At 71.6% G+C, this 19,032-nt stretch carries 20 protein-coding genes and 1 pseudogene; 16 read left to right on the top strand and 5 right to left on the bottom strand.

Annotation, left to right across the window (positions count from 1 at the left end; all coding sequences use genetic code 11):
- Positions 1 to 29: 29 nt before the first annotated feature.
- On the top strand, positions 30 to 1,439 hold the full coding sequence (locus AB0F15_RS25700; RefSeq protein ID WP_360275106.1) for an AMP-binding protein: 1,410 nt from the start codon (positions 30 to 32) through the stop codon (positions 1,437 to 1,439).
- On the opposite strand, the gene AB0F15_RS25695 is transcribed toward AB0F15_RS25700, so the two are convergent.
- The 3 genes from AB0F15_RS25695 to AB0F15_RS25685 form a co-directional block, all read right to left on the bottom strand.
- The gene (locus AB0F15_RS25695; protein ID WP_360275103.1) at positions 1,440 to 1,883 is read right to left on the bottom strand and encodes a YdeI/OmpD-associated family protein; all 444 of its coding nucleotides are present in this window, start codon (positions 1,881 to 1,883) and stop codon (positions 1,440 to 1,442) included. It abuts the gene before it with no gap.
- Between the two features lie 57 nt (positions 1,884 to 1,940).
- Complete coding sequence (locus tag AB0F15_RS25690; RefSeq protein WP_360275101.1) at positions 1,941 to 2,639, bottom strand: trypsin-like serine protease; 699 nt, start codon at positions 2,637 to 2,639, stop codon at positions 1,941 to 1,943.
- A 146-nt stretch (positions 2,640 to 2,785) separates the two neighbouring features.
- Positions 2,786 to 3,115 carry a VCBS repeat-containing protein gene (locus AB0F15_RS25685; RefSeq protein WP_360275285.1) on the bottom strand — a complete coding sequence of 110 codons (330 nt, stop codon included), beginning with the start codon at positions 3,113 to 3,115 and terminating at the stop codon, positions 2,786 to 2,788.
- A 5-nt stretch (positions 3,116 to 3,120) separates the two neighbouring features.
- On the opposite strand from AB0F15_RS25685, the gene AB0F15_RS25680 reads away from it, so the two are divergent.
- Positions 3,121 to 3,345, top strand: coding sequence for an ALF repeat-containing protein (locus AB0F15_RS25680; RefSeq protein ID WP_360275098.1), 225 nt, complete (start codon positions 3,121 to 3,123; stop codon positions 3,343 to 3,345).
- Positions 3,346 to 4,110: 765 nt separating this feature from the next.
- On the opposite strand, the gene AB0F15_RS25675 is transcribed toward AB0F15_RS25680, so the two are convergent.
- The gene (locus AB0F15_RS25675) at positions 4,111 to 4,305 is read right to left on the bottom strand and encodes a hypothetical protein (RefSeq protein WP_360275096.1); all 195 of its coding nucleotides are present in this window, start codon (positions 4,303 to 4,305) and stop codon (positions 4,111 to 4,113) included.
- An 18-nt stretch (positions 4,306 to 4,323) separates the two neighbouring features.
- On the opposite strand from AB0F15_RS25675, the pseudogene AB0F15_RS25670 reads away from it, so the two are divergent.
- The 7 genes and pseudogenes from AB0F15_RS25670 to AB0F15_RS25640 all read left to right on the top strand — a co-directional run.
- Positions 4,324 to 4,578, top strand: a pseudogene (locus AB0F15_RS25670) (polymorphic toxin-type HINT domain-containing protein); the annotation flags it as partial.
- Positions 4,506 to 4,883, top strand: coding sequence for a hypothetical protein (locus AB0F15_RS25665; protein WP_360275093.1), 378 nt, complete (start codon positions 4,506 to 4,508; stop codon positions 4,881 to 4,883). The pseudogene AB0F15_RS25670 and the gene AB0F15_RS25665, both read left to right, overlap by 73 nt.
- Before the next feature lie 69 nt (positions 4,884 to 4,952).
- Positions 4,953 to 5,282, top strand: a complete 330-nt coding sequence (locus AB0F15_RS25660) for a hypothetical protein (protein ID WP_360275090.1) — start codon at positions 4,953 to 4,955, stop codon at positions 5,280 to 5,282.
- 320 nt (positions 5,283 to 5,602) lie between these two features.
- Positions 5,603 to 5,854, top strand: coding sequence for a hypothetical protein (locus AB0F15_RS25655; protein ID WP_360275087.1), 252 nt, complete (start codon positions 5,603 to 5,605; stop codon positions 5,852 to 5,854).
- Positions 5,855 to 5,988: 134 nt separating this feature from the next.
- Positions 5,989 to 6,609, top strand: coding sequence for a DUF4190 domain-containing protein (locus tag AB0F15_RS25650; RefSeq protein ID WP_360275084.1), 621 nt, complete (start codon positions 5,989 to 5,991; stop codon positions 6,607 to 6,609).
- 29 nt (positions 6,610 to 6,638) lie between these two features.
- Positions 6,639 to 7,385 carry a hypothetical protein gene (locus tag AB0F15_RS25645; RefSeq protein WP_360275082.1) on the top strand — a complete coding sequence of 249 codons (747 nt, stop codon included), beginning with the start codon at positions 6,639 to 6,641 and terminating at the stop codon, positions 7,383 to 7,385.
- A 472-nt stretch (positions 7,386 to 7,857) separates the two neighbouring features.
- Entirely contained in the window at positions 7,858 to 8,139 is a 282-nt protein-coding gene (locus tag AB0F15_RS25640; RefSeq protein WP_360275079.1) for a hypothetical protein, read from the top strand.
- On the opposite strand, the gene eccCa is transcribed toward AB0F15_RS25640, so the two are convergent.
- Positions 8,136 to 12,065, bottom strand: a complete 3,930-nt coding sequence (gene eccCa, locus AB0F15_RS25635) for a type VII secretion protein EccCa (protein ID WP_360275076.1) — start codon at positions 12,063 to 12,065, stop codon at positions 8,136 to 8,138. The two genes, AB0F15_RS25640 and eccCa, sit on opposite strands and share 4 nt — an antisense overlap.
- Before the next feature lie 142 nt (positions 12,066 to 12,207).
- Here eccCa and AB0F15_RS25630 point away from each other — a divergent pair, with 142 nt between their 5' ends.
- From AB0F15_RS25630 to AB0F15_RS25600, 7 genes are all read left to right on the top strand, one after another.
- On the top strand, positions 12,208 to 12,984 hold the full coding sequence (locus AB0F15_RS25630) for a WXG100 family type VII secretion target (protein ID WP_360275074.1): 777 nt from the start codon (positions 12,208 to 12,210) through the stop codon (positions 12,982 to 12,984).
- A 25-nt stretch (positions 12,985 to 13,009) separates the two neighbouring features.
- A complete protein-coding gene (locus tag AB0F15_RS25625; RefSeq protein ID WP_360275071.1) occupies positions 13,010 to 14,023 on the top strand; it encodes a hypothetical protein in 1,014 nt (337 codons plus the stop codon).
- 3 nt (positions 14,024 to 14,026) lie between these two features.
- Positions 14,027 to 15,388 carry a WXG100 family type VII secretion target gene (locus AB0F15_RS25620; protein WP_360275068.1) on the top strand — a complete coding sequence of 454 codons (1,362 nt, stop codon included), beginning with the start codon at positions 14,027 to 14,029 and terminating at the stop codon, positions 15,386 to 15,388.
- Positions 15,388 to 15,858: a hypothetical protein gene (locus AB0F15_RS25615; RefSeq protein WP_360275066.1), complete on the top strand. Its 471-nt coding sequence runs from the start codon at positions 15,388 to 15,390 to the stop codon at positions 15,856 to 15,858. The genes AB0F15_RS25620 and AB0F15_RS25615 overlap by 1 nt, the downstream gene beginning before the upstream one ends.
- Positions 15,855 to 16,175 carry a YbaB/EbfC family nucleoid-associated protein gene (locus AB0F15_RS25610; protein ID WP_360275063.1) on the top strand — a complete coding sequence of 107 codons (321 nt, stop codon included), beginning with the start codon at positions 15,855 to 15,857 and terminating at the stop codon, positions 16,173 to 16,175. The genes AB0F15_RS25615 and AB0F15_RS25610 overlap by 4 nt, the downstream gene beginning before the upstream one ends.
- A complete protein-coding gene (gene eccD, locus AB0F15_RS25605) occupies positions 16,175 to 17,545 on the top strand; it encodes a type VII secretion integral membrane protein EccD (protein WP_360275061.1) in 1,371 nt (456 codons plus the stop codon). Before AB0F15_RS25610 ends, eccD begins: the two co-directional genes overlap by 1 nt.
- Positions 17,546 to 17,622: 77 nt before the next feature.
- The gene (locus AB0F15_RS25600) at positions 17,623 to 18,891 is read left to right on the top strand and encodes a glycoside hydrolase family 30 beta sandwich domain-containing protein (protein WP_360275058.1); all 1,269 of its coding nucleotides are present in this window, start codon (positions 17,623 to 17,625) and stop codon (positions 18,889 to 18,891) included.
- Positions 18,892 to 19,032 lie beyond the last annotated feature (141 nt).

Raw genomic sequence — 19,032 nt, 5'->3', positions numbered from 1 at the left:
CGGACGCCCCGGGCGAAAGGTGAGTCGCGATGGTGCACCCGCAGGCACTGCTGGACGAGCTGGAGCGCGCTCCGGAGGTCCCCGCGTTCGAACACGGCTCGCGGGTGACCACCCGCGGCGAGCTGCGGGAACTGATCGGCCGGTTCACCGCGGGCCTGCGGGCGGCGGGGCTCGGGCCGGGTGACGGCATCGGGATCGCCACCGCCGTGACGCCGGAGGGGTTCGCCGCGCTCGTCGCGGTGCACGTGCTCGGCGCCCGCGCGGTCGCGGTGCGGCCCGGGCTGCCCGAGGCGCAGCTGCGGCACATCCTCGGTGACGTCGACGCCCTGATCACCGATGCGGAGCCGGTGGCCGCCGCGGTGCCGGTGCTGCGGGTGGGGCCTTCGCTGCTGGCCCGTTACGTCGAGCCGGTGCCGCAAGGCCGGCTCGACGACGTCGCGACGGTCGTGTTCACCAGCGGCAGCACCGGCGTCCCGAAAGGGGTGGCCTACCGCTACCGCGCGCTGACCGAAGGCCGCGTGTGGCGGCCGCCGGTGCCGGGCTCGGCGCACGAGCGGCTGGGCGCGGGGTTCGGCCGGTACCTGCTGTTCGGGTCCCTGGCCAGCGCGGTGATGGTCGAGCAGCTGGGGGTGTGCCTGTTCGCGGGCGGCACCGCGGTGATCCCCGATGGGCCGCCGGACTTCCCGGGAGTGCTGCCGCGGCTGGGCATCACGGCGGCCCTGACCACCGTGCCGCGGCTGCACCAGATCCTCGACGTGCTGCGCGGCTCGGACGTCGACCTGAGCGGCCTGCGGACGCTGATCGTGGCCGGTTCGCCGGTGCCGCCGCACACGCTCGCCGAGGCGGCCGGGCGGATCGGGCCGGCGATGCACCACGCCTACGGGCAGACCGAGACGGGGATGCTGACGATCTGCCGGGCGGACGAGGGCCCCGGTTCGGTCGGGAAGGCCTGCGACACGGTGGAAATCTCGGTGCGCGAGGGCGAGGTGTGGGTGCGCACGCCCTCGGCGTTCTCCGGCTACTGGCGTGATCCGGCCGCCTCCGCCGAGGTGCTGCGCGACGGCTGGGTGCGCACGCAGGACCTGGGGTTCGTGGACGCCGAGGGCTACCTACACCTGTCCGGCCGCGCCCGCGACGTCGTGATCGTGAACGCGATCATCCACTACACCGGCCCGATCGAGCGGGCGATCGCCGCGTGCCCGGACGTCGACCAGGCGTACGTCGTGGCGGTCCCGGACGCGCGGACGGGCGAGGCGGCGCACGCGTTCGTGGTCCCGGTGCCGGGGCGGTCGCCGGACCTGGCCGAGGTGCGCAAGGCGGTGGCGGCCGAGCTGGGGGAGGCGGCGGTCCCGGCGCGGTTCCGCTTCGTGGACTCGGTTCCCGTGGCGCCGTCGGGAAAACCCGACAAGGCCGCGCTCCGGGCATCCATTGTGGACTAGTTACTTCCCGGCGCGCAGGTCGGTGAGCACCTTGGCGACCCGCCGCTGCCGGGTCTCCGCGGTCTTCGCCTGGCCGATCGGCAGCACGAACCGCTGCTTCGCGCTGTAGGAAAGGCTGTCGAACCGGGCCCGGGCGAGGTCGTCGGCGGCGAGTGCTTCCGCCAGGTCGGCGGGGATCTCGAGTTCGCGGGGCGCGGTGTCGAGCGCGACCTCGACCTCGACGTCGTCCCCGGCGGCGACCCCGGCCTGTTCCCGGTTCTCCGCGCTCAGCGGCACCAGGAACTGCCCGCCGCGGCTCGCCATCGTCGTGCGGTAGGTGTGCCCGCCGAGCGTCACGGTGACCGCGGGCTTCTTGCCGGCGCCGAGCGCCTCGACGACGTCGGCGGGCACCGGCAGGCCGGTCGCGGTCTTGCCGCCGAGCAGCACGGTCGTGCGGAACTTCATGGAGCGAGTATGCCGCGTGCCGGCGGCCAGGGCAGCCGGCACGCGGCGATCGGCTCGTCAGACGCCGGTCGTGGTGCGGATCCAGCTGCGGCTCGAGGCGATGCTCGCGTAGTTCTGCGTGCCCTGCGGGTTCGAACCGGAGTTGTTCCCCGTCGAGCACACGCCGACCTGGACGCCGTTGTAGAGCTCCGGGCCGCCCGAGTCGCCGTGCCACGCCGAGCCGTTGACGCCCTGGCTGGCGATCGCCGTGCCACCGAAGGCGTCCGAGCTCAGGCCCGTCACGCGCACGTTGGCGGTCTTGAGGGTGCTCGACGGCGGGCTGCTGCCCTGCGTGCGACCCCAGCCGTAGATCTGGTTGGTCGACCCGGTCGGCGGATTGCCGGTGCCGAGCTTCATGTAGGTCGTGCTGACCGCCGTCGACAGGTGCAGCAGCGCGATGTCCCCGTTCGGGGACGCCTTCTGCTGGTCGACGGTGGCGTTGGTGCCCTGCTGGAGCGTCACGCTGCCGACCTTGACGTGCATGCCCGGCGAGTTCAGGCAGTGCCGCGCGGTGAGCACCCACTGCGGGGCGATGATCGTCCCGGAGCACTCGAAACCGCCGTACGTCGTCACGTTGTTCCAGTAGATCTGGGCGCCCCACGGCGCGGAGGAAACCGTGCTCCCGCCGATGATGTCCTGCTGGGCGTCCGCAACCCCCGCTGAGACCAGGCTCAGCGCCGCGGCGGCAGCTCCCACCGCGGCTACAGCCCTCGACATTCGCATGAAAATGCCCTTCGGCCCAGGTGATCCGGATATCCGTCCCGAACGGGACGACCAGCCCAACGTAAGAGCCGTCAAGGATTTCCGGAACCTACCGAAGTCGGTAACCCGCCCCCGGGACTGCCGGGGGCGGGTCCGCTGCGCTAGAGGATCGGGATCGCCCGGGGGACGGGAACCTCGCTGTTGAAGGCGAAGTTGCCGTGCCAGGCCGAGCTGGTGTCGAACTTCGCGCCGGTCGAGAGCGAGACGTAGACGTCGCCGGCGGTTCCGCGGACGAAGGTGGCGATGTCGTCCTTCCCGTCGCCGTTGAAGTCCCCGGTCGCGGGTACTTCGTCGGCGATGCCGAAGTAGTCGTGCCAGAGGGCGCTGGTCCCGAACTTGGTGCCGTCGGAGAGCGAGACGTAGACGTCGCCGGCGGTTCCGCGGACGAACACGGCGATGTCGTCTTTGCCGTCGCCGTTGAAGTCTCCGATGGTGGGTGGCCGGGCAGGCTGCGCTGAGCGGGACCGAAGCCGACGTCCAGAAGTTCCTCGATTCGGGGCGCCAGCAGGCGCAGAACGACGACGACCGGATCAAGGTCAGCCAGCTGTCGACGACTGGCGGGCCGGAGGTGCAGAAGGCCGCGCAGCGGGCGTTGAGCGGCACGGTCGAAGACCATCCAGGCGTTCCTCGAAACCGGGTACGCGCTCGCGGCCGAACGTGACCAGGAGACCGCCAGCGTCGCCCACCTCGCCGAGCTGGCGCGGGACGCGGGCGCGCAGGCGGCGGCGCAGACGAAGCAGGCCCAGGACGCGGCCGACCGGGCGATCGCGGCGGCGCAGCGGGCCAAGGAAGCGGCCCAGCGGGCGGCGGCCGAGACCCAGGCGGCACGGGATTCGTCGGTCCAGGCGGCGGGCGCGGCGGCGCGGGCCGCCAACGCGGCCCGTGGTGCCACCGACGCAGCCAAGACCGCGATCGGTGCGGCGGCCGAGGCGAACCGGGCGTCACGGGTGGCGGCGAACGCGGCGGCGCAGGCCGCGACGGCGGCGTCGCTGGCCGAGCGGGCGTGTTCGCGGGCGTATTCGGCGGCGTCGGCCGCGGCGGCGGACGGTGCTCATGCCGCTGAAGCCCGGCAAGCGGCGGTGGACGCGCGGAACGTGGCGGCCGGTGCACGAGCAGCGGCGGATGCGTCCGGCCGGGCCGCGGGTGCGGCGCGAAGTGCCAGTTCGAACGCGGACGCGGCGGCTTCGGCGGCGAGCGAGGCGGCGGGGTACGCGCGGTCGGCGGGCGCGGACGCGAGCCAGGCCGAGCGCGCGGCCGCGACGGCGCGTGCGGCGGCGGCCCGGGCGAACCGTGCGGCGAACGCCGCGGAGTCGCTGGCCGGCCAGGCAGCGACGGCGGCCCGGCAGGCTCGTGACGCGGCGAACGCGTCGGCGGCGCACGCGGAGGCAGCGGCGACAGCGGCCGAGCAGGCGGCTGCGGCGGCGGATCAGGCGAAGAAGGACGCGGACGCGGCAACGCGGTACGCGCCGTCGGCCCGGACATCGGCGGACGCGGCGACGACGGCGGCGAACCAGGCGGCCGCGCTGGAGAAGACGTCCCGCGACGCGGACGCGGCCCGGCTGGAGGCACAGAAGGACCAGGCGATCGCGGACGCGGAAGCGGCGAAGCAGGCGGAGGACACCCGAAAAGCGCACAGCGGTGGCGCGAAGCCGAGGACTTGGCACCGGGCGACCGGCTTCAGACGGCCGACGGCGGATCCGTCGTGGTCGTCGGCGCGACCACCCGCCAGGCGACGGCCAAGGTCTACAACCTCACGGTTGACGACCTGCACACGTACTTCGTGTATGCCGGTGATACGCCGGTATTGGTGCACAACGCGGCTTGCGTCCGCTTCGTGGGGATTCGAAGGGGGGCATCAAGGACATCGAGGGCCCGCAGGCCCAGGTTCTGCTGAACAAGGCAGTGGGCGACGGCTTCCGGGACGACGTCGCGGAAGCCGTCCTCCGGGAACGGGGCCGCACGGTGGTCACCGACGCCGAGAACAGGGCCGCCCTAACCTTCCAAACGCCCTATGGCGAGCGTGTTCTCGATCTCGCCGTGTATGACAAGAACGGCAAGCTTCTCGACTACGTCGAAACCAAGACAGGCGGTTCGCCGTACACAGCAGGCCAAGGATGCCTGGCTGCGGCAGCAGTACGGTTACAACATCGATGTGGTGAGATCCGTTCCGTGATGGTGGTGTGTGCGCATGGCGTATGAGATCCAGCTGTACTGCACGACCGGGGGTATCGCCCCCAAGAGGGATTCGACAGCCTGGTGTCCCGGGCCTTGGCAGACGGCACAGAGCTGCGGCTGAGCGATCGGAATTCCGGCGATGGCTGGATGTCGGCCCAGCTGGATCCGGTCGCGAGTGGTGCCGCCGGGTGTCACATCCAGTTCAGCGCGGGGTCACCGCTCGTCGCGGCGATGGTCGCCGGTGTGGCGTCGGACGATCCGTCGGGCCGGGTGTCCGCCGCGGACTCGCTCGTCACACTCACGCTGTCGGGGGAAGTGGACTGGACCGTGGTCTCGGCGGTCTGGCGTGCGGCCAAAGCGCTGTGGGAAGTTGTCCCCTACGACGAAGGGGCCGGCTTCGCCGTCGATCTCGACGAACTCTGAAGGTGTTCCGGGTGAAGGCCCCCTCGATGCGAGGAGGCCTTCACCCGGTATAAGACTCCGCGGGTTTGGTCCAGGTCACCTGGACCAAAGAGGACCGCGATCGCCCAGGGCGGGAACCTCGCTGTTGAACGCAAAGTTGCCGTGCCAGGTCGAGCTGGTGCCGAACTTCGCGCCGGTCGACAACGAGACGTAGACGTCGACGCCGTTTCCACGGGTGAAGGTGGCGATGTCGTCCTTGCCGTCGCCGTTAGCCGGCTACCAGGGGCAGGGTACAGGCCGGCCGATCTACCAGTTCACCGACAAAAAGGCGAGGAGTCCCGGTGGATTCGACGCTGGGGTTGAGTTCGGCTCTGATACGAGAGCTGAATCGTTGGGCCGACGATTACACCGCGACCGTGAATCGTGACGATCCGATGACCTCCGGCTTCCTGTCCGAAGCGGCAGAAGAGGAATTCGCCGCCCGTGGTCGCCGCCTGGCGGAAGAGGTATGGGCCCAGGTGAGTCCTGACTGGCGGGTCACGTACTACGACAGCGAACTCGGTCGGGACGTCGAGATCCCAGCGCCCACCTGAGTTCGGGACTTCGTGTGATTTGGTTCAGCCACTCGAACCCGCCCCGGCCTTGTCCCTCGGCTATCGTCCTTCGAGCCGCCGGGACCCCGGGGGTACGGCAAGCGGCGGTTCGCTGCTCGCTTCGAGGGGGAACCATGTCCGCACCACAGCACGATCCCGAGCTCTTCGACGAGCTGATGCGCGAGGAACTCCGCCATCAGCCGATCAGCCGCTACGCGATCGCGACGCTCGTGTTCGGGTTGCTCGGCGGGCTGATCGCCCCGGTGTTCGCCGCCGTCGCGATTGTCCGGATCAGGAAGCAGCGGCAGCGCGGACTGGTGCTCGTGATCTGTGGGCTGGTGGCCTTCGCCGGCTGGGCGGGAGTGATGACGTACAAGGTCGCCACCGGGACGGCGTGGTGGCAGCAACGGCAGCAGGAACGACTGCCCGAAGGGGTGGCGCACGGGTCCGATCTCGTCGCGGGCGACTGCTTCTGGTCCCCGCCGGCTTCGGGCGCCACCGATGTGATGCAGAGGTCGTGCACTGACCGGCACAACGCCGAGGCGTTCGAGGTGCTTCCGCTGGAAGCAGGTCCGATGCCCGATATCGTCGAGGTCTACCAGCGGACCCTGGCCCGGTGCGAGGCCGGCGCCCGCTCGATTCCCGGCGTCCGCGTCCAGGTCATCACGCCGACCACCGAGAGCTGGAACCAGGGCAAACACCGGGCGGTCTGCTACTACAGCTTCGCCACCGACATGACCGCACCCGTGCGGTGAACCGGCCGCCCACGGGCGTGGCACAGCGGGTGCTCGACGGACCTACCGCCTTCTCCCCGGCGTGGCTCGCCGAGGACGGCAAAGCGGTCGCTCCCGTGGCCGCACCGTCCGGGTTGGACCGGGCGCTGCTCGAACGGCTGCGCACCGGTGGGCGGGTCGTGGGCGTGAACGAGGTGCTCAAGTGCGTCGACGGCGCTGCTCCGGTGAGACTGCCGCCGGCCGGACAGCCGACCCTGGAGCGGGGACCGGTCCTGCTCGTCCTCCCGGACCTGTCGGGTGCCGTGCTGGCCACCGGCCTCGGGTACGCCCTGGTCGCGGGCACCTCCCGGTTCCTCGGCGGTGCCCTGCCGGGCGGGGTCAACGACGCACGGGCCAGGTTCGCCCGGCACGCCCGGCGGCTGGCGGGCACCCATCCGGGGCTGCCCGCCGTGGCCGGGCGGTTTCCGCCGCGTGCGCACGCGTGGAAGTCCCCGGCCGAGGTGGCGCCCGGTTCGGCGGTGGCCGGGCAGCTCGCTCTCATGGCGTCGTTTGCCCGCGGAGAACTGTCCGGGGCCGAGTTCGCCAGGAGCTGGTACGCGGCCGGCCGGCGCGCGGACGAGCGCGATGAGCGGGTGCGGGGAATGGTGGGATGGGCCTTGAGCGAGGTGTTCTTCCTGCTCGAGGACTATCCGATCGATCCCGCTCTCCGCGAGCCGGGTGACGTCGCCGACGAGGAACTCGTCGCGGGAGTGCGCACCGCGGTGGAGTCGCTCTCGCTGGAAGGAGGGACACCATGAGGTTTCGGGCATCCGACATCGTGGTCACCCTGGGGTTGAACGTCGAAACCGACGAATTCGCCATGGCGGCCGTGGTGTACGCGTCCCTGGCGAACGAGTTCGGGGCTTCGGCGATGGAGATCCAGCGCGCCGATCCGGAGGGGGGCCGGACGGGGTTCGTCGGATACCTGCTCATGTCCGTGCCGGTGGCCGAAGGCGAGACGGTCGAGGATGCCCTGCGGCGGGCGGTGTTGCCTGCCGCTTTCAAGTACCGGGTGGACGTGAGCGGTCTCGAGTTCCACGGTGACCTCGATGTCGTGGGCTATGCCGATCTCCCGTTGTGGCAGGAAGTGGCGTGGGACGGGTACATCGTCTACAGCCTGTCGGCCGAGCCCGGGGGCAGGAAGGAGATGCGCCGGGCGACTTACGTGACGCGGCCCGATTTCACGCCGAGGGCGCGGATTCAGACCTGGTCGTCCGGGTCCATCTGCGAGTGCCGGTCGCGGATCCGGTTCGGGCGCTGGAGCTGTGTGGTCCGGAGATCGAGGCGACGGACGCGTCGATCGTTCAGATCGTCTCGGCGCGGGCGGCCGGCTCGGCCGAGGAGTTCTGCGAGGTCGCTCTGTTGTCGGCGTATCCCGCCCTCGACGGAGAGGACGCCGAAACGGGGCTGCGGCGGATCAGCGAGGTGCTCTCCTCCCGGCTTGAGGACTGCCGAACGCAGGTTGAACTGCTGGCGGTGCGCGTCGAGGACGACCCGCTGTACGAGGCTTAGGATTCCGCCGGTTTCGTCCACGCCACCTGGACCAGCCCCGTCCCGTGCCGCCGGGATACCAGCGTTCCCCGCCCCGGCGGTTGCGGTGACGGCTTCACGTCCGCCAGCAACGCCCCCTCGTCCTTGGTCCCCGACATGATCAACCCCGGCGACCCCAGCTCCCGCAGCCGCTGCAGCACCGGCTCGAACAACGCCCGGCCTGCGCCGCCGGATCCGCGGACGATGATCACGTGCAGGCCGATGTCCCGCGCCTGCGGCAGGAACTCCAGCAACGGCTGCAGGGGATTGCGCCCCACCGTGGCCACCAGTTCGTAGTCGTCCACCAGGACGAACAGTTCCGGTCCGCGCCACCACGAGCGGTTCCGCAGCTGCTCCGGCGTCACCGACGGCCCGGGCAGCCGGTTCCGCATCGCCTGGGCGCACTCCGCGATCAGGTCCGTCAGCTTGCCCTCGGCGCCCGCATAACCCAGCAGGTGCGGCTCGGGCACCGCTCCCAGGAGACCGCGGCGGTAGTCCGCGACGATGATCGCCGCTTCCTCCGGCGGGTACGCCGACGTGATGCCCTGAGCCAGCGCACGCAGCAGCGAACTCTTGCCCGACTCGACGTCGCCGAAGGCCACGAAGTGCGGGTCCGTCGCGAAGTCCAGGTACACCGGGCGCAACGTCGACTCCGCGATGCCCAGCGTGACCTGCCGCGAAGGAGCCGCGGGCAGCGTGTCGAGGGGTACCTCCGGCGGCAGCAGCCGGACCTGCGGGGCGCGCGGCCCCCGCCACGCCTCCGAGATCCGCCGCGTCAGGTCGACGCCGCCCGTGCCGGTCGTCTCCGGGCGCTGGTCGCCGTCGATGCGGGGCAGGGCCGCGAGGAAGTGCAGCTTCTCCGCCGTGATGCCGCGGCCCGGACGGTCGGCCGGGACGTTGGCCGCCACCTTGCGGTCGATCGACGAATCCATCGGGTCGCCCAGGCGCAGCTCGAAGCGCGTGCCGATCGCGTCGCGCAGCTGGGCGCGGACGCCGATCCACTGGTTGAGCGAGACGATCACGTGGATGCCGAAGCCGAGCCCGCGCGCGGCCAGCCCGGTGATCTGCTCCTCCAGCTGCTCGTACTCCTGGCGGATCGTGGTCCAGTTGTCCACGAGCAGGAACACGTCGCCGAACTCGCGGCCGTCGGTGCTCTCGGTGAACTCCGCACGGCGGGCGCGGAACGTCGCCATCGACTCGATCCCGTTGGCCGCGAAGAACTCCTCACGCTGCTCCAGCAACGTCGTCAGCTCCGCGACGACCCGGCGGCAGCGCTGCGCGTCACGGCGGGTGGCGTACCCGGACACGTGCGGCAGCCCGGCGATCGGCGCCAGCGCGCCACCACCCATGTCCAGCACGAAGAGCTGGACCTCGGCCGGCGTGTGGGTCAGCGCGAGCATGCCCGCGATGTCCTTCATCAGCGTCGACTTCCCGCTCTGCGGCGCACCGACGATCAGTGCGTGCCCGGCCGCGCCGGAGAAGTCGGCCCACAGCAGGTCGCGGCGCTGCTCGAACGGCTTGTCCACCAGCGCCACCGGGATCGTCAGCTTCCCGTTGCCACCCCAGCCGAGCGGGCACAGGCCGCGCGCCGCGTCCTCGCCGAGCGGCGGCAGCAGCTGGTCCAGCGTCGGCGGCTCGGCCAGCGGCGGCAGCCAGATCTGGTGCGCGGCCGGGCCGCGGCCCGCCAGGCGCGACAGCATCGCGCCGATGATCGTCTCGCCGGTACCGCCCTCCTCCGCAGGCGCCGGCGACACCTCCGTCGTCACCGGAATTTCCACCGAGGCCAGGGAAAACGGCAGCACGCCCAGCTCCTGCCCGTCCTCTCGCACGACCGTGCTGCGTGGCGGCAGCTCGCCGGAGACGTAGGCCGCCTTCAGCCGGATCAGCGTTTCGGTGTCGGACTTCAGGTACGCCGACCCCGGCACCGGCGGCAGGTGGTAGGCGTCCGCGACCCCCAGCACGGCCCGGCTTTCCGCGGCGGAGAACGTCCGCAGCCCGATCCGGTAGGACAGGTGGGAATCCAGTCCGCGCAGCCGCCCTTCCTCCAGCCGTTGCGACGCCAGCAGCAGGTGGATCCCCAGTGACCGGCCCAGCCGGCCGATCGCGACGAACAGGTCGATGAACTCCGGGCGCGAGGACAGCAGCTCGCTGAACTCGTCGATGATCACCAGCAGCGACGGCAGCGGGTCGAGCGGTGCGCCGTCCGCGCGGGCCTTTTCGTAGTCGCGCACCGAGGCGTAGTTCCCGGCCGCGTGCAGCAGTTCCTGCCGCCGCAGCAGCTCGCCGTTGAGAGCGTCGGCCATGCGGTCGACCAGTGCGAGGTCGTCGGACAGGTTCGTGATGACCGCGCACGTGTGCGGGAGCCCGGTCATCCCGGCGAAGGTCGCGCCGCCCTTGAAGTCGATGAGCGCCAGGTTGAGCGTCTCCGACGAGTGCATCACGGCCAGCGCCGTCACCAGTGTCCGCAGGAGCTCGCTCTTGCCCGACCCGGTCGCGCCGATGACCAGGCCGTGCGGGCCCATCCCACCCTCGGCCGACTCCTTGAGGTCCAGCTCGACCGGACGGCCTTCCGGGTTGACGCCGAGCGGGATCCGCAGCCGGTCGCGGGCCGCGCGCGGGGCCCACGTGACGGTGGTGTCGGTGTCGCGCGGGTCGCCGATGCCGAGCAGCCCGGCCAGGCCGAACGTCGCCGACATCGGTTTCTCGCCGACGACCGCGGCGGGCGTGTGCAACGGCGTCAGCATCCTCGCGAGGGCCTCCGCCGCGCCGCGGTCGAGGACGTCCGGGCGGCCGAGGAAGCCGAGCCGCTGCTCGCCGCCTTCGCCGACGACCATGCCGAGGGAGCCGGGCGCGGTGTGCAGGCTCAGCAGGCTCTCGGTCGAGGACGCCCGCGGGTGCTCTTGGCCGACTTCGATCACCGTGACGCCGAGCCGGCCGTCCTCGCCGATCAGCCGGGGCTCGCCGTGGGCGGTGCCGCCGTCGACGACGACCACGAGGTGCGGCAGGTCGGGCTCGGCTGCCGCGCGGCGGCTGAACGCGGGCCGTTCGCCCAGGTCGGGGCCGAGGAGCCCGGCCAGCCCGGCCGCGGTGCCGTCGGCCAGCCGCCGCGAGCCGACGGCGTCGGTCGCGCCGGTCGCCGTCGCGTGCGGCAGCCACTTCGCCCATTCCCAGTCGTGCTGCCGGTCCGGGGAGACGCAGACCGCGATCCGCAGGTCCGCGGGGGAGTGGAAGGTGACGAGCTGACCCAGCAGCGCCCGCACGAGGCCGAGCACGTCGGGCCGCCGCCCGGCCACGGTGACCGCGGCGAAGGACCGCAGCGACAACGCGACCGGCAGGCCGTCCACCGTCGAGTAGGTGCGGATGAAGTGCTTGAGGCTGGTGGAGGACACCGGGTCGAGGTCCTCCAGCGGCACGGTCTGCGGAGCCTTCAACGGGGTCGCGAGCCGCTGCGGTCCGGTGCCCGCGCGCACCTGCGCGAACTGCGGGTCGGCGCGCCGCCGGTCCCACAGCTTGCCGGTCTCGACGTAGGCCCACAGGTCGGCCGGGTCCGGCTGGACGGCGATCATGGCCGCGCGCTGGCCGTCGGCGATGTCCCGGACCTGGGCACGCAGCCCGGAGAGGTACCGCTGGTAGTCCCGGCGTTCGTCGTTGATCTGCGCCTTCTTCGCCATCCCGCCGCGGCCGAGCGACATCACCACCATGCCGCCCATGGCGCAGACGAACAACGCGCCGAAGATCCAGGTCATCACGCCGCCGTCGCGTCCGATGTAGACGAACGACATCGCGCCCATGCCGAGCATCATCGGCAGGAACATCATCAGCTGGACCATGCCGCCCGACGAGCTCTTCGGGAGCATCGGCGGCGACTGCAGCACGATCTCGGACGGGCGCTCGGGCGTGAGGCTCATACGGCGATGCTCCAGCGGGTCGGGGCGGCTCTGACCGGTATTTTGGCCACTCGCCGCCCCGCCGCGGTGGGTACTTTTGCCGTCCGCCCGCTTCCGGAGCCGAACCTACGCTCAGCCGAGCAGACCCCCCGGAAGGAGACCCATGGCCGGCGAGTACCGGGCTGAGCCCGAGGCGATGCGCTCCGCCGTGGGCAACGTCGGGGGCATCATCGCCCACGGCATCAATGCCGTGGCCGACCTCGAACGGCTCGTCGTGCCGCCGACGTCGTTCGCGACGTTCGGCAGCGCGGTCGCCGCCGCGAACGCGGCCCTGCACTCCAGCCAGATCACCGCCGTGCGCACGCTCCTGCAGCTGCTGCAGCAGGTCAACGGGCTGGTCAAGGCCGGCGCCGACGCCTACCAGGCGGCCGACCGGGCCGTGGCCGCCGGCTACGGCGGCGGCCACGGCGGCGGTGCTTCGGCGCCCGCGTCGTCGATCTGGGGCAGCTCGCACGCTTCCGAGCTCGCCACGCTGGCCATCAACGACAGCGCGGGCGCCCACGGCGAGCCGTCGTCGGTCGGGAACGTGCTGCGCTACCTGGGGGACGCGCGGTTCGGTGTGCTCGGCGACCACCCGATCACCGACACCCGCTTCCACGGTGTCGCCGACTTCAACGACTGGCTCGCCGGCGACGCCGACAACCAGGCGCGGGTCGGGCTGATCGAGGTCTACGCGGGCACCGCGCGCACGTTCTCCGACGTGCCCGGCGGCGTGCACAGCGGCGACGTCGTGGTCGTCGAGCCGCTGCTGTTCTCCGACCGCCAGCCGGTCATCGGCGTCGCGGGCGACGCCGGCCGCCTCTACAACCACGGGCTGCTCGACGCCCGCACCGGCGGGCTGGCGAAGGTCAGCGTCTACCGGCCCGCCTCCGTCGTCTGAACTCCTTGAACCTTTGTGAGGACCGATGCTGACTTTCCCGAACTCCAGCGCGATGGACGCGACCGCGTCCTCGGGCGGCCCGATCACCGTCCTGCCGCAGATCGTCACCGGTCAGCCGGAGCAGATCGCGAAGCACGTGGTGGACCTGGTCAAGAAGGCCGAGCAGTTCCTCGCCATGTACCACGAGCTGTCCAAGGCCGCCGACCAGCTCGGCAAGATCTGGTCGGGCGCGGCGAGCGAATCGGCGCTGAAGAAGATCCGTGACTCGCTGGACCAGCTCACGAAGATCATCACCGTGGTGGAGAAGGGCGCCGAGCTCCTCGGGGTCTCCGGCACCCTGGTCAAGACCGCGCAGGAGGCCTACCGCGCGGTGGTGTCCGCGGTGAACCCGACGGTCGCCGCGCTGATGTCGAACTGGTGGACCTACGGGGCCGCGGTCGCTTTGTCGACCGCGACGAGCGCGTCGCTGCGGGCGTTCATCACCGCGATCGGCGCGCTGCTCAAGGCCGTCGGCGCGGTCGACCTCGCCCAGCAGGTCACGACGCTCGCGCAGGTCATCGGCGAGATCGAGAAGCTCTTCCACCACGGTTCCGGCAGTTCGGGCGCGACGACGCCGTCGATCGGGACCACCCCGGTCACCGCGCCCCAGACCCCGGCGCCGGTGGCAAGCCCGGCCGGGCAGCAGGTGGTGGCGGGCGGGAGCGGCGGGGGGATCCCGCAGCAGCAGCCTGCGTTCACCGACTACACCCCGCCCGCGCTCGCCGGCTCTTCGCCGAGTTCCAGCGGCTCGGCGACACCCGGTTCGGCGAACAGCTGGATCCCCGTCGACCATCCCGCGACGACGACACCCGCGATCCCCGCCCCCGCCCCCGCGCCGGTGGCCGCCCATGCCGACGAGGTCGTCATCCACACCAACCTCACCACCGGTGAGTCCACTGTGGAGGCTCCGGGCGGTCAGGACTTCGACCTCGACATCGCGCTGGACTACAACGGCAGGCACTTCAGCCAGCACGTCGGCTACGACGCGGCCGGGAACTAGCCGGTGGCGGGCTCGGGGGTGGTCGACGCGTCGGGGGTGGTCAGCTCGGTGCTGTCCGGGTACCGGCGCGTGCTCGTCGAGTGCCGACGGCGCGTCACCGGGGATCCCGGGGCGCTGAGCGCCGCTTCGCAGCGGGTCGCCGCCCGGGCCTCGACCATTTCGGGCCAGGCGCGGGAAATCGGCGAGTCCGCGAAGGCCCTGCACGCGGACTGGGACGGCGACGCCTACACCGCCTTCGCGACAGCGGCGGGCGAACTCGGCACCGAACTCACCGACGCCGCCACGAAGCTCGGCGACCAGGCGAACCGGCTCGCCGCCGCGGCCCGGCTCGTGCAGTCCGCGGAAGCCGCCGTCGACTCGGTGCTCGCGCAGTTCGACCAGTACGCCGCCCAGCTGACCGCCCAGGCCCGTGCGGTGAACTCCGCTTCGGTCGGCGCGTTCATCCAGGCCGCGCGGCAGCTCGGGGAACAGAGCGCCGAGGCGGCCCGCCAGGTCGTCGACGAGTTCTCCGACGCGCTCGCCGAGCTGTTCCCGCCCGAGGGCGTCGGACGGCTGGAACACGAGCTCGGCAAGTGGGCGCGCGGGCCGCTGCACTGGCTCAACGGCGAGCCCCTCGACGGCCGGAAGCGGCCGCGGACCGTGCCGTCGTGGTTCGGCAACTCCGGCTGGAAGAAACTCACCTGGGACGGCCTCGAAGGCACGCGCGCGCCGAAGAAGGCGGACACGCCGTTCGGGCAGCCGGAAGCCGAGGGCCTCCGGAACAAGATCGGCCGCAACACCGAGATCACCTACGCCAAGTTCCAGCACGAGCAGGACGGCTTTTCCCCGGAGTACGACGGGAAGATCACGTCGAAGGGCTGGGACGCCGGCGCGTCCGGGCACGCGGAACTGGCGGCGCTGCACGGCGAGGCCGAAGCCAAGAAGGAATGGGGGGTCGCCGAAGCCCACGCCAAGGGCACGGTGTTCGCCGGCGGCGAAGTGAGCGCGTCCGGCACGATCGGCGCGCACGGCGTCGGTGCGCACGCCAACGGGTTCGTCGGCGGCAAGGTCGAGGGCGAGCTCGCCGCGGACGTCGCGGGCATCGGCGTCGGCGCGAACGGCACGCTGCAGTACGGCCTCGGCGCGCAGCTCGACGCCCAGGCCGTCTACGACGCCGGGCACCTCAAGGTGAACTTCAAGGCGGGCGCGGCACTCGGCCTCGGGCTGGGCGTCGGCGCGAAGATCGACATCGACCTGCCGAAGCTCGGCCACACGATCGGCGAGTACGGCGGCGCCGCGGCCGACGCCGTGAGCCACGCGGCCAGTGAAGCCGCCGACGCCGTGGGCTCCGCTTGGGACGACGCCGTTTCCTACGTGGGGCTGTGATGACGCTTCCCCTCGACTTCGTCATCCCGGACGGCTGGACCGCCGTCGATCCCGGCGACTCGGGCGCGGTGTTCGTCGCCGTGCACCCGGTGCCGGGCGAGGAGTTCACGCCGAACATCACGGTCAGCGTGCGGCAGCGGCCCGACGACGCGTCGATCGACGCCGTCGCCGCCGAGGCCGTCGAACGCCTCTCGCGCACGCTGGCCGGGCTCGAAGTGCTGAGCCGCCGCGACGTCGGCGACCCGGCCGCGCCCGCCGTCATGCAGCTCCTGCGCCTGCGGACCGGCGAAGGCACCGAGCTGATCCAGACCCAGGTGCACCTGACGATCCCCGGGGCCATCCCGGCGGACCGTCTCGTGCTCGAGCTCGCCTGCACGGCCGCACCCGCGACCGCACGGCGGCTCTCACCCGGTTTCCAGCGGTTCGTGGCCGGCGTCCACGTCCGCCAGCACGAAGGGAAAGCACAGTGACCGATCCGTACGCGGTGCCGGACATGGACGAGCTCCTGTCCCAGGTGCGCAAGCAGACCGAAGAGGTCCAGCGGATCCAGCGCACGGTCGAGGCGATGGAGATCAAGGCGCACTCGCGGCAGAACGAGGTCACCGTCACCCTCCGCGGCGACGGCCGGTTCACCTCGATCGACATCGACCCCCGCGCGATCCGCGAGTACGACGCCCGCACCCTCTCGGAGATCGTCCTGGAGGCGGTGAACGCCGGGCTGCAGAAGCTCGCCGAGGCGTCGAGCGCCAAGTTCGCGCCGGTGATCGCGGCCGCGAAAGACGTGTGATGACGGCGTCTTTGACCGGTACCACCCGGCGGGTCACGGTCGTCACACCGCGCGCCCGCGTCGACGTCGCCCTGCCGCAGCAGTCGACGTTCGCCGAGCTGGTGCCGCAGCTCGTCCGGCTCGCCGGTGCGTCCGGGCAGGCGTCGGCCGAACACCCCGGCTGGGTGCTGTCCCGATTGGGCGGCGCACCGCTGGCCTTGGGCCTCAGCGTCGCCGCGGCCCAGATCCGCGACGGTGAAGTGCTGCACCTGACCCCGCGGGAGCGCCCGCGCGGCCCGCTGCTGTTCGACGACGTCGTCGACTCGATCGCCAGTGTCGCCGACGCCGACGGCGGTTGGGGCCCGTCGGTGGCGCGACGGTCCGGGCTGGTCGCCGCGGTCGTGCTGCTGCTGGCCGGTGGCCTGCTGGTGCAGGCGGCGGCGTCGGGCAGCGTGCTGGCGCCGATCGGGACCGGCCTCCTGGCCCTGGTCCTGCTGCTCGGCGGCGGTGCGTTGAGCCGCGCTTACGGCGACGCCGAAGCGGGCGCGGCCAGTTCACTGGCCGGCGTCGGCGTCGCGCTGCTCGCGGGGATGTCCGTGCTGCCACCGCACCCGTTGTTCTCCCTGGCGGCGGGCCCGCTGGCGGTGGGTTTCGCGGCGGTGACGGTGTACGGCGTGCTGGCGGCGGTCTCGGTGGCCGACCGCCTGCCGTGGTTCGTGGCGATCACCGGCGCGGCGGGCTTCGGCGCGCTGACGTCCGGGGTCGTGCTGCTGGCGGGCGTTTCCCCGCTGCCGGCGGCGGCGGTGGCCGCGGTGCTGTGCACGGCGCTGGCGGCGGTGGCCCCGATGCCGGCGCTGCGGCTGGCCCGCCTGCCGCTGCCTCGCGTGCCGGACGACATGGCGGCGTTCCGCGCGGACGAACAGCCTTCGCTGGGCACCGAGATGATCGGCCGGACGTCCCGCGCCCAGGCGGTCCTGACCGGGCTGCTGGTGGCGCTGGGTTCGGTGGTGCTCGCGGCCTCCGTCGTGCTTTCTTCGGGCGGCCCGTGGGAAGCGGGGTTGGCCGCGCTGCTGGGCGTGGCCTGGATCCTGCGGTCGCGGTCGTATGCCCGTCGCGCGCAACGCCTGGTCCTGATCGGGTTCGGCGTTCCGTCGCTGGTGTGCGCCGGGGTGTGGCTGGTGGCTTCCGGGCCACGGACGGCGGTGTTCGCGGTGGGCTGCGCGGTCGTCCTGGCGGCGGTGGTCTGCCTGGCGTACGCGACGCGAGTGGCGCGCGGGCTGCGGTCGCCTTACTGGTCGCGGCTGCTGGACGTGTCGGAGTTCGTGGTGCTGCTGTCGCTGGTGCCGGTGGTCGGCATGATCGCCGGGGTGTACGAAGCCGTCCGGGGTTGACGGTGACGCACGGACACTGTTAAGACTGCTTTGGGAGCGCTCCCAGACTGTTCGCCAGTCGACTTCAGGGAGATGCCATGTCACCACGTCGAGAGCAGCCCGAAATCGCGGGTTCACCGCTCCTGCGCCGGCGGACAGTGCTGGCGGCGGGCGCCGCATTGCCGGTGCTGGCGGCAGGGACACCGGCCGCGGCGGCCACCGCGGTGGTCGTCGAGCCGTCGAACGTGCAGCAGACGATCCTGGGCTTCGGCGGGATGAACCACACCGTCTGGATCAGCGATCTCACCGCGGCCCAGCGCGAGACGGCCTTCGGCAACGGCACGGGGCAGCTGGGGTTCACCGTGCTGCGCATTCCCGTCCACGACAACCGCGCCAACTGGAGTCGCGAGGTCGCCACGGCCAAGCGGGCGAGTGAGCTCGGGGCCAAGGTCATCGCCTCACCGTGGAACCCGCCGGCCTCGATGACCGAGAGCTTCTCCGGCGGCAAGCGGCTGCGGTACAACGCCTACGGCGCGTATGCGCAGCACCTGAACGACTTCACCGCGTTCATGGCGAGCAACGGCGTGAACCTGTACGGGATCTCGGTTCAGAACGAGCCGGACTACGCCCAGGATTGGACGGCGTGGACCGCCGCCGAAATCGTCAGGTTCCTGCGCGAGAACGCCGGTTCGCTCAGCACCAGGGTCATCGCGCCCGAGTCGTTCCAGTACCGCAAGAGCCTCTCGGATCCGATCCTCGACGATGCCACCGCCCTGGCGAACGTGGACATCATCGGCGCGCACCTCTACGGCACCCGGTTCGCGGACCTGCCCTACCCGCTGTTCCAACAGAAGGGCGGCGGTAAGGAGCTGTGGATGACGGAGGTCTACTACCCCAACAGCACCGATTCCGCCGACCTGTGGCCGCAGGCGCTCGACGTGGGCGAGCACATCCACCGCGCGCTGGTGGACGGCCGGTTCCAGACCTACGTGTGGTGGTACATCCGCCGCTCGTACGGTCCGATGCGCGAGGACGGCCAGCTCAGCAAGCGCGGCGCAACCATGGCGCACTTCTCGAAGTGGGTCCGCCCCGGCTACTCGCGGATCACCGCGACCGCGAACCCGCAGTCGAACGTCTACGTCTCGGCGTTCAAGAGCGGATCCAGGATCGTCGTCGTCGCCATCAACAAGAACACCTCGGCGGTCGATCTCGCGGTCACCATCCGGGACACCGGTTCGGCGACCGCCCCGACCTGGCTGACGAACGCAAGCGCGAACCTCGCGCGCTACAACGACGTCACCATTTCGAACGGGGCGTTCAACACTCAGCTGCCTGCTCGCAGCATTCGGACGTTCGTCGTGAATTGAGTAGTCAGCGCGGCTGGGGTCCAAGCGCCGCAGTGCTGATTCAACGCACCCAAGGTGGCCTTCGGTGCGTTCAACGCAACCAAAAGCACCCGTTGGGCGTCCGAAAGTGTAGCACGCGAAGAGCAGCGGACCCCCGACACC

It is taken from the genome of Amycolatopsis sp. NPDC026612, from assembly GCF_040638285.1.
In the GTDB taxonomy this organism is placed as follows: domain Bacteria; phylum Actinomycetota; class Actinomycetes; order Mycobacteriales; family Pseudonocardiaceae; genus Amycolatopsis.
The sequence above is the reverse complement of the archived record's forward strand: the minus strand, read 5'-3'. Positions and strand labels throughout refer to the sequence as shown.